We start from the raw sequence: 13,862 nt of genomic DNA, 5'->3' as shown, positions 1-13,862 counted from the left end.
AAAAAGCCCCGCCGAAGCGGGGCTTTTTTACATCAAATCTCGCGCAGAACTTACAGCGGCTTGATGTTCGCAGCTTGCAGACCCTTCGGGCCCGTCTTCACTTCGAATTCGACCTTCTGGTTTTCTTGCAGCGTCTTGAAGCCTTCGGTGCGGATTTCCGAGAAGTGCGCGAACAGATCGTCGCCGCCGCCTTCCGGGGTGATGAAGCCGAAGCCCTTTGCGTCATTGAACCACTTGACGGTACCGGTTGCCATGTTACTTGTTCCTAAAAAGATAAAACGGGGCCGAAGCCCATGGGGTGCGGAAAATCAAGGAAGGGGGTAATAGGACCAACCGGAGTACCGTTGATGGGCGAACTACGAAAGAACCAATTCACTCGCCGCTTGAAATCCTGCGAAGTCCTTTATACGGCTAATCGATCGTGTGGTCAACCGTATTTCCATGCTCTCAGGGTTATTGCGTAGATCAGGTTTACAAAGCTTGCGAGCGATGCGAATTTTTTGTAGGGGACGAACGATTTTGGCGCCACGTTCGAGGTGCAACCGTTAAACTACGCGCCGCGCGGACGGGTTGCCCCGATCGGATGACTCGTCCCCCCAAGAATGCGTGCGCGGTGCTGTCCGAGCCGATCCCGGACCGCGGGCCGACCATGCTTTTTGAGACACAGGAGAGGATGTGAAGAGTTCTATTCAACGGAACATCGGCCCGTTTGCATTGATGCTGACGGGGCTGGGTTCGATTATCGGCTCGGGCTGGCTGTTCGGTGCCTGGAAGGCCGCGAAGATTGCCGGTCCGGCGGCGATCTGCGCATGGATCATCGGCGCGGTCGTGATTCTCGCGATTGCACTGACTTATGCCGAACTGGGCGCTATGTTCCCCGAGTCGGGCGGCATGGTGCGCTACGCGCGCTATTCGCACGGTTCGCTGGTGGGCTTCATCAGCGCATGGGCCAACTGGATCGCGATCGTCTCCGTGATCCCGATCGAGGCCGAAGCGTCGATCCAATACATGAGCACGTGGCCGTATCCGTGGGCGCACAGCCTGTTCGTGAACGGCGAGTTGACGACACCAGGGCTGCTGCTGTCGGCCGTGCTGGTCGTCATCTACTTCATGCTGAACTACTGGGGCGTGAAGGCCTTCGCGCGTGCGAACACCGCAATCACGATCTTCAAGTTCCTGATCCCCGGCCTCACGATCCTCGGCCTGATGCTGACGAGCTTCCATTCGGAGAACCTCGGCACTGCATCCAATGCAAGCTTCGCGCCGTACGGCTGGTCGGCGGTGCTGACCGCGGTCGCGACGAGCGGCATCGTGTTCGCGTTCAACGGTTTCCAGAGCCCCGTGAACCTCGCGGGCGAAGCGCGCAATCCGTCGCGCAGCGTGCCGTTCGCGGTGATCTCGTCGATCCTGATCGCGCTCGTGATCTACGTGCTGCTGCAGGTGGCCTATATCGGCTCGGTGAATCCGGCCGACGTCGCGCAGGGCTGGTCGCACTTCAACTTCTCGTCGCCGTTCGCGGAACTCGCGATCGCGCTGAACCTGAACTGGCTTGCGATCCTGCTGTACGTCGACGCGTTCATCAGCCCGAGCGGCACCGGCACGACCTACATGGCGACGACCACCCGGATGATCTACGCGATGGAGCGCAACAACACGATGCCGAAGATGTTCGGCAACGTGCACCCGCTCTACGGCGTGCCGCGCCAGGCGATGTGGTTCAACCTGCTGGTCTCGTTCATCTTCCTGTTCTTCTTCCGCGGCTGGAGCTCGCTCGCGGCGGTGATCTCGGTCGCGACGGTGATCTCGTACCTGACCGGCCCGATCAGCCTGATGGCGCTGCGCCGCGCGGCGACCGACATCGAGCGCCCGCTGTCGATTCCGCTGATGAAGCTGATCGCACCGTTCGCGTTCGTCTGCGCGTCGCTGATCCTGTACTGGGCGAAGTGGCCGCTGACGGGCGAAATCATCCTGCTGATGATCGTCGCACTGCCGGTGTATTTCTACTTCCAGGCGAAGTCGGGCTGGACCGGCTGGGGCGCCGACCTGAAGGCCGCATGGTGGCTGGTCGCGTACCTGCCGACGATGGCCGTGCTGTCGCTGATCGGCAGCAAGGAATTCGGCGGTCGCGGCTATCTGCCGTACGGCTGGGACATGCTGATCGTTGCCGCGATTTCGCTCGTGTTCTACTTCTGGGGCGTGAGTACCGGCTACCGGACCCAGTATCTCGACGAGCGCGAGTCGCACGACGAGATCCTCGAAGGGGTCGGTGTCTGACGCGTGACCTGCCGCCGGATCCGGCGGCGGCAGGAAGCAGCGAAAAAAACCCGCCCGGGCAATGCCCGGGCGGGTTTTTCGTTTGTTGTCGCCGGTTGTCTCGCGGAATTCAGGCGGCCGCGCTCGCGAACACGTAGTTCGTCATCGCGAGCACGCGCTGGTAGGTGCCGAGCGACTGGATGCCGAGCTGGTAGTCGTCGTCCGCCGCGCCGAGCGCCGTGAACACCGGCAGCAGATGTTCGTCGGTCGGATGCATCAGCGCCGCATGCGGTGCCTGCCGGCGGTAGTCGAGCAGCGCGTCGACGTCGCGCGCGGCGAGCTTCGCCTCGAACCAGTCGGTGAATTCCGCCACGCGCGGGTCCGCATCCTCGGGCGCCGCGCTGAAATCGGCGGCACGCAGGTTGTGCGTGATCTGGCCCGAGCCGATCACCATCACGCCTTCGTCGCGCAGCGGCCGCAGCGCGCGGCCGAGCGCGAAGTGATGGGCCGCGTCCGCGCGCGGCTGGATCGACAACTGCGCGACCGGCACGTCGGCCTCCGGGAACATCAGCAGCATCGGCACCCACGCGCCGTGGTCGAGCCCGTGCTCGGTCGTCGCGGTCGCGATGCCCGCCGCGTTCAGCAGCGCGGCCGCGCGCTCGGCGACGTCGGGGGCACCCGGCGCCGGATAGCGGATCTCGTACAGCGCGCGCGGAAAGCCGTAGAAGTCGTGGATCGTTTCCGGGTGCGCGGCGACGCTCGCGACCGGCTGTTGCGTGCCCCAGTGCGCGGACAGCATCAGCACCGCGCGCGGGCGCGGCAATTCGGCGCCGAGGTGCGTGAACGCGCCGGACGGCAGCGTCGGGTCAATCGGCAGCGTCGGCGCGCCGTGGGACAGGTACAGCGAAGGCAAGCGGTTCATGGCGGTGGCCTGCAAAAGGGTTTGCCTGTGACTATAGGCGTGCACCGTACATTGATAAATCCGCGTCGCGGAATTTGATTGATGCTTGTTTGTTGATAATCGTCGCGATGCAACGCGCCCTGGTGTGGATAGACGTCAGTACGCGTGAAATCGAATGAATTGCCGATTGAATCGGCGAAGATGCACGAAGAAGCGGGTGCGGCGATCGGCTTACTGCGCGTGCCGGATGCCGGCCCACGGTGTCGTCAGCGGTGCGCTGAGCGCGAACAGGTCGAGCACGCGGGTGACGGTCTGGTCGACGAGTTCCTCGATCGTCTTCGGCATCGCATAGAACGCGGGCAACGGCGGAAAGACGATGCCGCCCATTTCGGTGACGGCGGTCATGTTGCGCAGATGCGCGAGGTTGAACGGCGTTTCGCGCACCATCAGCACGAGACGGCGGCGTTCCTTCAGCGTGACGTCGGCCGCGCGCGTGATCAGGTTGTCGGACAGCCCGTGCGCGACGCTCGCGAGCGTCTTCATCGAGCATGGCGCGATCACCATCCCGTCGGTTGCGAACGAGCCCGACGCGATCGTCGCGCCGACGTCGCGCACCGAATGCACGACGTCCGCACGGCTTTCGACATCGGCCTTCGGCAGCTTCAGTTCATGCTGGATGTTGAGCCAGCCGGCGTTCGAAATCAGCAGATGCGTTTCGACGCCGCCGGCGGCGCGCAGCAGGTCGAGCAGCCGCACGCCGTAGATCGCGCCGGTGGCGCCGGTGATCGCGACGATCAGCCGGCGTGGCGGCGCGCTGGGAGATGCCATCGAAAGGGGAGCGGGTGGGGCGTGTTACGCGGCGGCGAACAGTTGCTGCAGCTCGCCCGACTGGTACATCTCCATCATGATGTCCGAGCCGCCGATGAATTCGCCCTTCACATAGAGCTGCGGGATGGTCGGCCAGTTCGAGAATTCCTTGATGCCCTGGCGGATCTCGTCGTCCTCGAGCACGTTGACCGTCTTGAACTGGTCGACGCCGCAGGCCTTCAGCACCTGCACCGCGCGGCCCGAGAAGCCGCACATCGGGAATTGCGCGTTGCCCTTCATGAAGAGCACGACCTGGTTTTCGTCGACGATTTGCTTGATACGTTGTTGGGTGTCCATGACTGACCTTGCGTTTGCGGGGCGTTAGATCGAAATGATAGCGGATTTCAACCGGGCAGGCCGGGCATCAGCCCGGCAGGCGGCCGCCGGTCGTGCGTTCGATCGCCGCGAGATCGGCGAGCGATTCGACCGCGACGAAGCCGTGCGACGACAGCACCCCGCGGACGGCTTCGGCCTGGTCGTAGCCGTGCTCGATCCACAGCGTGCCGCCCGGTTTCAGGTAGGCGCCGGCGCCCGCGACGATCGTGCGGATCGCGCTGAGGCCGTCGGCGTCGTCGGTAAGCGCGCCGCGCGGCTCGAAACGCAGATCGCCCTGCGCGAGGTGCGGATCGTGCTGCGCGATGTACGGCGGGTTGCTGACGATCGTGTCGAATGCGAGCGCCGGATCGAGCGCCGTGTACCAGTCGCTCTGCAGCCAGTGCAGCGGGCCGCCGGGGCGGTGCGCGTCGAGCAGCTTGCCGGCGTTGCGTTGCGCGACTGCGAGCGCGGCCGGCGAACGGTCGAGCGCCCACACGCGTGCATCGGGACGCTCGGCCGCGATCGATACGGCGATCGCGCCGCTGCCGGTGCCGAGATCGAGCACGGCCGGATGCGGCAGCCCGTCGATCGCGTCGAGCGCGGCTTCGACGAGCAGTTCGGTTTCGGGGCGCGGGATCAGCACGTCGGGCGTCACGTCGAACGGCCTGCCGAAGAATTCGCGCATCCCGACGAGCTGCGCGACCGGTTCGCCGGCTACGCGGCGCGCTTCGAGCGCGCGATAGCGTTCGACCGCGGCAGCGTCGAGCGGTGCGTCGCCACGCGTGATCAGTTGCGTGCGGGTCCAGCCGAGCGCGTGCGCGAGCAGCACGCGCGCATCGACCGCGTCGAGCGGCGACGCGCGCAGCAGTTCGTCGGCGGTGGTGTCGGGCATCGCGGCCTCAGTCGGCGTCGCCGAGCGACGCGAGCAGTTCGGCCTGGTGCTCGCTGACGAGCACGCCGATCAGTTCGTCGAGATCGCCGTCCATGATCGCCTCGAGCCGGTACAGCGTCAGGTTGATCCGGTGATCGGTCATCCGGCCTTGCGGGAAGTTGTACGTGCGGATCCGCTCCGAGCGGTCGCCGGAGCCGATCAGGCTCTTGCGCGTCGCCGCTTCCTTCGCGTGCTGCTCGTGATACTGCTTGTCCTTGATGCGCGCGGCGAGCACCTTCAGCGCGCGATCCTTGTTCTTGTGCTGCGAACGGTCGTCCTGGCACTCGACGACGATGCCGGTCGGGATGTGCGTGACGCGCACCGCCGAATCGGTCTTGTTGATGTGCTGGCCGCCCGCGCCGGACGCACGGAACGTATCGATCCGCAGGTCGGCCGGATTGATCTCGACCTCGCCGATCTCGTCGGCTTCCGGCATCACCGCGACCGTGCACGCGGACGTATGGATGCGCCCCTGCGTCTCGGTCGCCGGCACGCGCTGCACGCGATGGCCGCCCGATTCGAACTTCAGGCGCGAATACGCGCCCTGGCCCGCGATCCGCACGATCACTTCCTTGTAGCCGCCGAGATCCGACGCGCTCTCCGACATCATCTCGACCTGCCAGCGATGGCGTTCCGCGAAGCGCAGGTACATGCGCAGCAGGTCGCCCGCGAACAGCGCCGATTCGTCGCCGCCCGTGCCCGCGCGGATTTCGAGGAAGATGTTGCGATCGTCGTTCGGATCCTTCGGCAGCAGCATTTTCTGCAACTCGACCTCGAGGCGGGCCATGCTTTCTCGCGCGCTGCGGATCTCGTCCTCGGCGAAATCGCGCATCGACGGATCGGCGAGCAGCTCCTGCGCGGCCGTTTCGTCGCTGCGCGACTGGCGCCACAGCGCGTATTGCTCGACGACCGGGCCGAGTTCCGCATGTTCGCGCGTCAGCTTGCGGTACTGGTCGAGATCGGCCGTGACGTTTTCGCGGCTCAGCAGGTCGTTCAGTTCGGCCAGCCGTGTGGACAGCTGGTCGAGCTTGCGTTGCATGCTCGTCTTCATGGTGTGGAGCGGCGCTCCCGGGCAAGGGTATTCGGAAAGGATAGGCCGGCTCGCGGCCGGCGGCAGGGCGACCGGCCGGCGCTAGTGGCCGGACTGGTCGTTCGACCGCGGCGCGTGCTGGTAGAAGCCGCGCATCAGGTCGATCAGCGAATCGCGATCGGCGCCGTTCACGCGGTTGAGCGCGCTCGTCGGGCCGTGGATCAGCTTGTTGGTCAGCGCCTGCGACAGCGCTTCGAGCACGGCGGCCGGATCGTCGCCGCGCGCGAGCAGCTTCTGCGCCTTGTCGACTTCGGCACGGCGCAGCGCGTCGGCCTGCGTATGCATGTGACGAATCACCGGCACGACGCTGCGCGTGTCGAGCCATTGCATGAAATTCTGCACGCGCGTCTCGATGATCGCTTCAGCCTGCGCGACCGCCGCCTGGCGCGATGCGTTGCCTTCGCGCACAATCGCGCCGAGATCGTCGACGGTGTAGAGGAACACGTCCTTCAGCTTGCCGACTTCGGGCTCGATGTCGCGCGGCACCGCGAGATCGACCATGAAGATCGGCCGGTGGCGGCGCGCCTTCACCGCGCGCTCGACCGCGCCGAGGCCGATGATCGGCAGCGTCGACGCCGTGCACGACACGATGATGTCGAATTCCTGCATGCGGGCCGGCAGGTCCGACAGCGGCATCGCGCGGCCGTTGAAGCGTTCGGCGAGTCGTTGGCCGCGTTCGGCCGTGCGGTTCGCGACGACGAGTTCCCGCGGGCCTTGCGCGGCGAAGTGCGTCGCGCACAGCTCGATCATCTCGCCGGCGCCGATGAACAGCACGCGCTGATCCGACACCTTTTCGAAGATCCGCTGTGCGAGGCGGACCGCGGCGGCGGCCATCGACACCGATTGCGTGCCGATCTCGGTCGTGCCGCGTACTTCCTTCGCCACCGCGAACGTGCGCTGGAACAGCTGGTTCAGATAAGTGCCAAGCGCGCCGGCTTCCGTCGCGGTGCGCACGGCGTCCTTCATCTGGCCCAGAATCTGCGTTTCGCCAAGCACCATCGAATCGAGGCCGGATGCGACGCGGAATGCATGGCGGACCGCTTCCGACTGAGGAAGCGCATAAACATGCGGGGCGAGCTCGTCGACCGGAATCCGGTGATACTCCGACAGCCAGCGGACCGCGCCTTCACGTGCTGCGCGATCGTCGGTCGCGCAATACAGTTCGGTGCGGTTGCAGGTGGAGAGGATCGCCGCTTCGGGCGTATTGGGCGCCTGGGGCCCGAGAAACACGTTCTTGAACGTGACGAGAGCCGGCTTGATCTGCTCGAGCGGAAACGCCACGCGTTCGCGCAGGGCGACAGGCGCAGTGTGGTGATTGATTCCGATCGTGAGGAGTTGCATATCGAGGGCTATCGTTTAGCCCCATATTATAGCGTTTCAGCGATTTCCTCACTCGCCGCATACCGGGCATCGGCGTGGCGCGGCCGGGAATTTGGGGGCTCGATCGGCACGCGGTCGAGCTGGTAGCCATAGCCGTAGAGTGGCAACAGGCGGTAGCCATGCTCCGGAAGCAGCTGTAACTTGCTGCGCAGCCGGGACGCATGCGTATCGAGCGTGCGCGACTTCATGTCGCGGCGGCGGGCCCACACCGTTTCGAGGATATGGGCGCGCGACACGGGCCGCGACAGGTTCGCGAACAGCAACTGCGCGAAGCGGAACTCTTTGGGCGTGAGTGAAACGATTGCGTTGCCGAAGCGCACAAGGCAATGCGTGGCGTCGAATGCGTATTCGCCATACATTTCGCGCGAGCGGGTCGGCGACCGGCGCACGCCGGCGCGCCGGCTCAGCGCGTTGACGCGCGCGAGCAGTTCGGGCCCGCTCACGGGGCGCACGAGGCAATCGTCGGCGCCCGCGTGCAGGCACGATACGATTTCGCTTTCGCGCGGCAACTGCATCACGGCGATGGCCGGCAGCCCGGGCAGGATCGTCTGCGCGCGCGGTATGACTTCCTCGGCAGGCTGGTCGCCGGCCCAGTTGCCGGTGATCAGCATGTCGCAGGTGTCGGTGGCGAGCCATTCGAAGAACGCCGTGCTGGACGAAAACGCGTGGCACACATGACCGCCTGCAAAGAGCAGGCGGTTCAGGAGCGCGGCATGACGCGCCTCCGGATCGATCAGAGCGATTCGCATGAGAGTTTCTTCAATACGGTAGCCGGTGCGCGCTTGCCATAACGTCGAGTCGGCCCCTACACTCGAACGTTCGCGGCGCCCGGCTGGTCTCGGGTTCGATGGATGAATCGATGCTAGCCGCTGGCAACGTTCACGCCTATGGGACGAATCCGAATTTATAGAAGGCGTCGAATGAACTGGTTTGGAATCCTTGTCCTGGGAGCGGCCGTCGGGCTGTTCGGCCGATGGCTGCACCCGATGCGGCGCACGGGCCGGCCGGCGTGGTGGGTCGCGGTACTCGTCGGCATCGTGGGTGCGGCTGCCGCCCGCATGGCCGGCAATCTCTCGGGACTGTTTTACGATGGCGAGACGCTCGAATGGCCGGTCTGCACCGGCGTCGCGTTCCTTGCCGTAGCCGTGACGGTCGCGCTGTCGGCCCGTCGCTGAATGCTCTCAGGTGAAATCATGAATGCCCGTCTTCCCGAAGTCTCGTCGGTGCCGGCCCGCCTCGCGCTGCTGCGCGGCGCCATGGCCCGCGAGGACCTGGCCGCCTATCTCGTGCCGTCCGCCGATCCCCACCTGTCCGAATACCTGCCCGAGCGCTGGCAGGCCCGCCGCTGGCTGTCCGGCTTCACGGGCTCGGTCGGCACGCTGGTCGTGACCGCGGATTTCGCGGGGCTGTGGGTCGACAGCCGCTACTGGGTGCAGGCCGATGCCGAACTGGCCGGCACGGGCGTGCAGTTGATGAAGATGACGGGCGGGCAGCAGAGCGCGCCGCACGTCGACTGGCTCGCGCAGAACGTGGCGGCGGGCGCGACGGTCGGCGTCGACGGCGCCGTGCTCGGCGTCGCGGCCGCGCGCGGGCTGACGGCCGCGCTGAGCGCGCGCGGCATCGCGCTGCGCACCGATCTCGACCTGCTCGACGCGATCTGGCCCGAGCGGCCGGGGCTGCCCGGCGACGCGGTGTTCGAGCACGCGGCGCCGCAGGCGGACACGACGCGCGCGAGCAAGCTGGCGGAAGTGCGCCGCGCGATGCATGCGCAGGGCGCGCAGTGGCATTTCGTGTCGACGCTCGACGATCTGGCCTGGCTGTTCAACCTGCGCGGCGCCGACGTCAACTTCAATCCCGTGTTCGTTGCGCACGCAATGATCGGCGCCGATCGCGCGACGCTGTTCGTCGCCGACGGCAAGGTGTCGCCGGCGCTGGCCGCGTCGCTCGCGCAGGACGGCGTCGACGTCCGTGCATACGATGCCGCGCGCGCATCGCTCGCGGCATTGCCCGACGGTGCGACGCTGCTGGTCGACCCGCGCCGCGTGACGTTCGGCACGCTCGAGGCCGTGCCGGCCGGCGTGAAGCTCGTCGAGGCCGTGAATCCGTCGACGTTCGCGAAGTCGCGCAAGACGTCCGCCGAGATCGAGCACGTGCGCGTGACGATGGAGCACGACGGCGCCGCGCTCGCGGAATTCTTCGCCTGGTTCGAGCAGGCAGTGAACCGCGAGACGATCACCGAACTGACGATCGAGGAGAAGCTCACGGCCGCGCGCGCACAGCGCCCCGGGTATGTATCGCCGAGCTTTGCGACGATCGCCGGCTTCAACGCGAACGGCGCGATGCCGCATTACCATGCAACGCCCGAGTCGCACGCGACGATCGCCGGCGACGGCCTGCTGCTGATCGATTCGGGCGGCCAGTACGTGACGGGCACGACCGACATCACGCGCGTCGTGCCGGTCGGCACCGTCAGCGACCTGCAGCGGCGCGATTTCACGATCGTGCTGAAATCGATGATGGCGCTGTCGCGCGCACGCTTCCCGCGCGGCATCCGCTCGCCGATGCTCGACGCGATCGCGCGCGCGCCGATGTGGGCGGCCGGGCTCGACTACGGCCACGGCACGGGGCATGGCGTCGGCTATTTCCTGAACGTGCACGAGGGCCCGCAGGTCATCTCGCACTACGCGCCGGCCGAGCCGTACACGGCGATGGAAGAGGGGATGATCACGTCGATCGAGCCGGGCGTGTACCGCCCCGGCCAGTGGGGCATCCGGATCGAGAACCTGGTCGTGAACCGCGCGGCCGGGAAGACCGAGTTCGGCGATTTCCTCGCGTTCGAGACGCTGACGCTGTGCCCGATCGACACGCGCTGCGTGCTGATCGAGATGCTGCACGACGAAGAGCGCGCGTGGCTGAACACGTATCACGCGACGGTGCGCGAGCGCGTCGGCCGGCACCTGAGCGGCGACGCGAAGGCATGGCTCGACGCGCGCACGCAGCCGATCTGACGCGACGTGCGATAACGGCCGGACGACGGCCGAACCACAACAGCGAGGGCAAAATATGGCGGACACCGCAGTGATCGTGGTCGACATGCAGCGCGGGCTGGTGGAGCGGGCGCAGCCCGCGTACCGGCTCGACGACGTGGTGTCGGGCATCAACCGGTTGACGGCGGCGGCACGCGCGGCGAATGCGCCCGTGTGCTTCGTTCAGCACGACGGCGACGCGGACGACGACATCGTGCCCGGCACGCCGGGCTGGGAGCTGCATGCGGGGCTGGTCGTCGGGAGCGACGACTGGCGCGTGCGCAAGCAGGTGAGCGACTCGTTCCACGACACGCCGCTCGCGGCGCAGCTCGACCGCCACGGCATCCGTTCGGTGCTGATCTGCGGCTATGCGACCGAGTTCTGCGTCGATTCGGCCGCGCGCCGTGCGGCACTGCTCGGCTACCGGACGACCGTCGTGTCCGACCTGCACACGACGAACGAGCGTGCGCACCTGGCGGCCGCGCAGATCGTCGCGCATCATCACTTTGTCTGGGCAAACAATTCGCTGTCGGGCAACGCGGTCACGCCGCGTCCTCTCGCCGACGTGCTTGCGACGGAGTTCGCATGACGATCAAGGCCGTGGTGTTCGATTTCGGCGGCGTGCTGATCGACTGGAGCCCCGACTACCTTTACCGGCAACTGATTCCCGACGAGGCCGAGCGACGCTGGTTCCTCACGCATGTCTGCGCGATGGACTGGGTGATTCGCCAGGACGGCGGGCAGACGATCGACGAAGGTACGGCCGAGCTCGTCGCGAAGTTTCCGGAGCACGACGCGCTGATCCGCGCGTTCTACGCACGCTGGCACGAGATGATCGGCGGCGTGCTCGACGAAGGCGCCGCGCTCGTCGACCGGCTCGACGCGCAGGGGATGCCGCTGTTCGGGCTGACGAACTGGTCCGCGCAGACGTTTCCGTATGCGTGGGACAATTTCCCGGTCCTGCGGCGCTTCAAGGACATCGTCGTGTCGGGCCGCGTGAAGCTCGTGAAACCCGATCCGGCGATCTACCGCGAGATGCACGCGCGGATCGAACCGCACCTGCCGGGCATCGCGCCGCACGAGCTCGTGTTCATCGACGACAACGCGAAGAACGCAGCGGCCGCGACGGCGCTCGGCTGGCACGGCATTCATCACACGAGTGCGGCGCAGACCGAGGCGCGGTTGCGCGAGCTGGGCGCGCTCGCGTAGGCGGCGGGCGAGCGCCCGGCAGATAAAAAAGCGGGCCACGGGCCCGCTTTGTCGTTTTGCCTCCGGGAGCGGCCACCTACGGCATCCGGCCCCGCGTTGCCGCAGTGCCGGGCGCCCGGGCCGCGCCGGTCAGCGGCTGATCGGCTTGTAGCGCAGTCGGTGCGGCTTCGCGGCTTCCTCGCCGAGGCGCGCGCGCTTGTCGGCTTCGTACTCCTGGTAGTTGCCGTCGAAGAACGTCACCTGCGAATCGCCTTCGAACGCGAGGATGTGCGTCGCGATCCGGTCGAGGAACCAGCGATCGTGCGAGATCACCATCACCGAGCCCGCGAATTCGAGCAGCGCGTCTTCCAGCGCGCGCAGCGTTTCGACGTCGAGGTCGTTCGACGGTTCGTCGAGCAGCAGCACGTTGCCGCCCGAGATCAGCGTCTTCGCGAGGTGCAGGCGGCCGCGTTCGCCGCCGGACAGGTTGCCGACGATCTTCTGCTGGTCGCCGCCCTTGAAGTTGAAGCGGCCGATGTACGCGCGCGACGGCGTCTCGTACTTGCCGACCGTCAGCACGTCGGCGCCGCCCGAGATTTCCTCGAACACCGTCTTCGAGCCGTCGAGCGCATCGCGGCTCTGGTCGACATACGCGAGCTTCACCGTCGGGCCCATCACGACCTCGCCCGAATCCGGCTGCTCCTTGCCCGTCAGCATCCGGAACAGCGTCGACTTGCCGGCGCCGTTTGGGCCGATGATGCCGACGATCGCACCGGCCGGGATCTTCAGGTTCAGGTTGTCGATCAGCAGGCGGTCGCCGAACGCCTTGCTGACGTTCTTGAACTCGATCACTTCATTGCCGAGGCGGTCGCCGACCGGAATGAAGATTTCCTGCGTCTCGTTGCGCTTCTGGTATTCCTGGCTGTTCAGTTCCTCGAAGCGCGCGATACGTGCCTTCGACTTCGCCTGACGGCCCTTCGGGTTCTGGCGCACCCACTCCAGTTCCTTCTTGATCGCCTTCTGGCGCGCCGATTCCGACGCTTCTTCCTGCTTCAGGCGCTCTTCCTTCTGGTCGAGCCAGCTACTGTAGTTGCCCTTCCACGGAATGCCGTGGCCGCGGTCGAGTTCGAGAATCCACTCGGCCGCGTTGTCGAGGAAGTAGCGATCGTGCGTGACGGCGACGACGGTGCCCGGGAAGCGCACCAGGAACTGTTCGAGCCAGTCGACCGATTCGGCGTCGAGGTGGTTGGTCGGTTCGTCGAGCAGCAGCATGTCGGGCTTTTCGAGCAGCAGCTTGCACAGCGCGACGCGGCGCTTTTCGCCGCCCGACAGGTGCTCGATCTTCGCGTCCCACGCCGGCAGGCGCAGCGCGTCGGCGGCCACTTCGAGCTGCTGCTCGGGGCTGCCGCCGTCGCTCGACGCGAGAATTGCCTCGTACTTCGCCTGTTCGGCCGCGAGCGCGTCGAAGTCGGCGTCCGGCTCGGCATACGCCGCGTAGATCTCTTCGAGCTTCTTGTTGGCCTGGAACAGGTCGCCGAGGCCTTCCTCGACGGCTTCGCGCACCGTCTTCGTCGGGTCGAGCTGCGGTTCCTGCGGCAGGTAGCCGATGTTCAGGTTCGGCATCGGCGTCGCTTCGCCTTCGATGTCCTTGTCGACGCCCGCCATGATGCGGATCAGCGTCGACTTGCCCGAGCCGTTCAGGCCGAGCACGCCGATCTTCGCGCCCGGAAAGAACGACAGCGAGATGTCCTTCAGGATCTGGCGCTTGGGCGGCACGATCTTGCCGACCCGGTTCATCGTGAAAACGTATTGGGCCATTTGGGTGTGAAAAGTCAGAAGTTGAGACGGCCGCGCAGCGCGCTGGCATGGCGGCGTCGGGTGATTCGGTACGGAGCGTGCCGCGCAAGGCGC

General features: G+C 66.3%; 14 protein-coding genes. 5 read left to right on the top strand and 9 right to left on the bottom strand.

Annotated features, from left to right (window positions below; genetic code table 11):
* Window positions 1-50: 50 nt before the first annotated feature.
* A complete protein-coding gene (locus tag AC3WLY_RS25700) occupies window positions 51-254 on the bottom strand; it encodes a cold-shock protein (RefSeq protein WP_034183701.1) in 204 nt (67 codons plus the stop codon).
* Window positions 255-675: 421 nt separating this feature from the next.
* Here AC3WLY_RS25700 and AC3WLY_RS25695 point away from each other — a divergent pair, with 421 nt between their 5' ends.
* Window positions 676-2,274 (top strand): APC family permease, encoded by a 1,599-nt coding sequence (locus AC3WLY_RS25695; protein WP_175963175.1) that lies wholly within the window; start codon window positions 676-678, stop codon window positions 2,272-2,274.
* Between the two features lie 109 nt (window positions 2,275-2,383).
* Here the strand turns inward: AC3WLY_RS25695 and AC3WLY_RS25690 are convergent, their stop codons facing one another.
* The 7 genes from AC3WLY_RS25690 to AC3WLY_RS25660 form a co-directional block, all read right to left on the bottom strand.
* Window positions 2,384-3,175 (bottom strand): DODA-type extradiol aromatic ring-opening family dioxygenase, encoded by a 792-nt coding sequence (locus tag AC3WLY_RS25690; RefSeq protein WP_175921025.1) that lies wholly within the window; start codon window positions 3,173-3,175, stop codon window positions 2,384-2,386.
* Between the two features lie 210 nt (window positions 3,176-3,385).
* Window positions 3,386-3,982, bottom strand: a complete 597-nt coding sequence (locus tag AC3WLY_RS25685) for a UbiX family flavin prenyltransferase (RefSeq protein ID WP_034183704.1) — start codon at window positions 3,980-3,982, stop codon at window positions 3,386-3,388.
* A 24-nt stretch (window positions 3,983-4,006) separates the two neighbouring features.
* Entirely contained in the window at window positions 4,007-4,318 is a 312-nt protein-coding gene (gene grxD, locus AC3WLY_RS25680) for a Grx4 family monothiol glutaredoxin (protein ID WP_011883132.1), read from the bottom strand.
* Between the two features lie 67 nt (window positions 4,319-4,385).
* Window positions 4,386-5,228 (bottom strand): peptide chain release factor N(5)-glutamine methyltransferase, encoded by an 843-nt coding sequence (prmC, locus tag AC3WLY_RS25675; RefSeq protein ID WP_175963173.1) that lies wholly within the window; start codon window positions 5,226-5,228, stop codon window positions 4,386-4,388.
* Window positions 5,229-5,235: 7 nt separating this feature from the next.
* A complete protein-coding gene (prfA, locus tag AC3WLY_RS25670) occupies window positions 5,236-6,318 on the bottom strand; it encodes a peptide chain release factor 1 (protein WP_034183706.1) in 1,083 nt (360 codons plus the stop codon).
* Between the two features lie 81 nt (window positions 6,319-6,399).
* Window positions 6,400-7,698, bottom strand: coding sequence for a glutamyl-tRNA reductase (hemA, locus tag AC3WLY_RS25665; RefSeq protein ID WP_310141804.1), 1,299 nt, complete (start codon window positions 7,696-7,698; stop codon window positions 6,400-6,402).
* A 26-nt stretch (window positions 7,699-7,724) separates the two neighbouring features.
* Window positions 7,725-8,486, bottom strand: a complete 762-nt coding sequence (locus tag AC3WLY_RS25660; protein WP_175963171.1) for a response regulator transcription factor — start codon at window positions 8,484-8,486, stop codon at window positions 7,725-7,727.
* A 171-nt stretch (window positions 8,487-8,657) separates the two neighbouring features.
* On the opposite strand from AC3WLY_RS25660, the gene AC3WLY_RS25655 reads away from it, so the two are divergent.
* The 4 genes from AC3WLY_RS25655 to AC3WLY_RS25640 are packed head-to-tail and all read left to right on the top strand — an operon-like array spanning window position 8,658 to window position 11,972.
* The gene (locus AC3WLY_RS25655; protein ID WP_072443015.1) at window positions 8,658-8,912 is read left to right on the top strand and encodes a DUF1129 domain-containing protein; all 255 of its coding nucleotides are present in this window, start codon (window positions 8,658-8,660) and stop codon (window positions 8,910-8,912) included.
* An 18-nt stretch (window positions 8,913-8,930) separates the two neighbouring features.
* Entirely contained in the window at window positions 8,931-10,745 is a 1,815-nt protein-coding gene (locus AC3WLY_RS25650; RefSeq protein WP_492308833.1) for an aminopeptidase P family protein, read from the top strand.
* 55 nt (window positions 10,746-10,800) lie between these two features.
* The gene (locus AC3WLY_RS25645) at window positions 10,801-11,352 is read left to right on the top strand and encodes a cysteine hydrolase family protein (protein WP_175963169.1); all 552 of its coding nucleotides are present in this window, start codon (window positions 10,801-10,803) and stop codon (window positions 11,350-11,352) included.
* Window positions 11,349-11,972, top strand: a complete 624-nt coding sequence (locus AC3WLY_RS25640; protein ID WP_425132017.1) for an HAD family hydrolase — start codon at window positions 11,349-11,351, stop codon at window positions 11,970-11,972. The genes AC3WLY_RS25645 and AC3WLY_RS25640 overlap by 4 nt, the downstream gene beginning before the upstream one ends.
* A 129-nt stretch (window positions 11,973-12,101) precedes the next feature.
* On the opposite strand, the gene ettA is transcribed toward AC3WLY_RS25640, so the two are convergent.
* Window positions 12,102-13,769 (bottom strand): energy-dependent translational throttle protein EttA, encoded by a 1,668-nt coding sequence (gene ettA / locus AC3WLY_RS25635; protein WP_072443022.1) that lies wholly within the window; start codon window positions 13,767-13,769, stop codon window positions 12,102-12,104.
* Window positions 13,770-13,862 lie beyond the last annotated feature (93 nt).

The sequence above is a fragment of the Burkholderia sp. FW306-1C-G01B genome (genome assembly GCF_058781685.1).
The sequence above is the reverse complement of the archived record's forward strand: the minus strand, read 5'-3'. Positions and strand labels throughout refer to the sequence as shown.

What these genes read in the sequence shown, in the direction of transcription:
- AC3WLY_RS25700 (WP_034183701.1), bottom strand. Translation starts at nt 254, where the DNA reads ATGGCAACCGGTACCGTCAAGTGGTTCAATGACGCAAAGGGCTTCGGC.
- AC3WLY_RS25690 (WP_175921025.1), bottom strand. Translation starts at nt 3,175, where the DNA reads ATGAACCGCTTGCCTTCGCTGTACCTGTCCCACGGCGCGCCGACGCTG.
- AC3WLY_RS25685 (WP_034183704.1), bottom strand. Translation starts at nt 3,982, where the DNA reads ATGGCATCTCCCAGCGCGCCGCCACGCCGGCTGATCGTCGCGATCACC.
- grxD (WP_011883132.1), bottom strand. Translation starts at nt 4,318, where the DNA reads ATGGACACCCAACAACGTATCAAGCAAATCGTCGACGAAAACCAGGTC.
- prmC (WP_175963173.1), bottom strand. Translation starts at nt 5,228, where the DNA reads ATGCCCGACACCACCGCCGACGAACTGCTGCGCGCGTCGCCGCTCGAC.
- prfA (WP_034183706.1), bottom strand. Translation starts at nt 6,318, where the DNA reads ATGAAGACGAGCATGCAACGCAAGCTCGACCAGCTGTCCACACGGCTG.
- hemA (WP_310141804.1), bottom strand. Translation starts at nt 7,698, where the DNA reads ATGCAACTCCTCACGATCGGAATCAATCACCACACTGCGCCTGTCGCC.
- AC3WLY_RS25660 (WP_175963171.1), bottom strand. Translation starts at nt 8,486, where the DNA reads ATGCGAATCGCTCTGATCGATCCGGAGGCGCGTCATGCCGCGCTCCTG.
- AC3WLY_RS25655 (WP_072443015.1), top strand. Translation starts at nt 8,658, where the DNA reads ATGAACTGGTTTGGAATCCTTGTCCTGGGAGCGGCCGTCGGGCTGTTC.
- AC3WLY_RS25650 (WP_492308833.1), top strand. Translation starts at nt 8,931, where the DNA reads ATGAATGCCCGTCTTCCCGAAGTCTCGTCGGTGCCGGCCCGCCTCGCG.
- AC3WLY_RS25645 (WP_175963169.1), top strand. Translation starts at nt 10,801, where the DNA reads ATGGCGGACACCGCAGTGATCGTGGTCGACATGCAGCGCGGGCTGGTG.
- AC3WLY_RS25640 (WP_425132017.1), top strand. Translation starts at nt 11,349, where the DNA reads ATGACGATCAAGGCCGTGGTGTTCGATTTCGGCGGCGTGCTGATCGAC.
- ettA (WP_072443022.1), bottom strand. Translation starts at nt 13,769, where the DNA reads ATGGCCCAATACGTTTTCACGATGAACCGGGTCGGCAAGATCGTGCCG.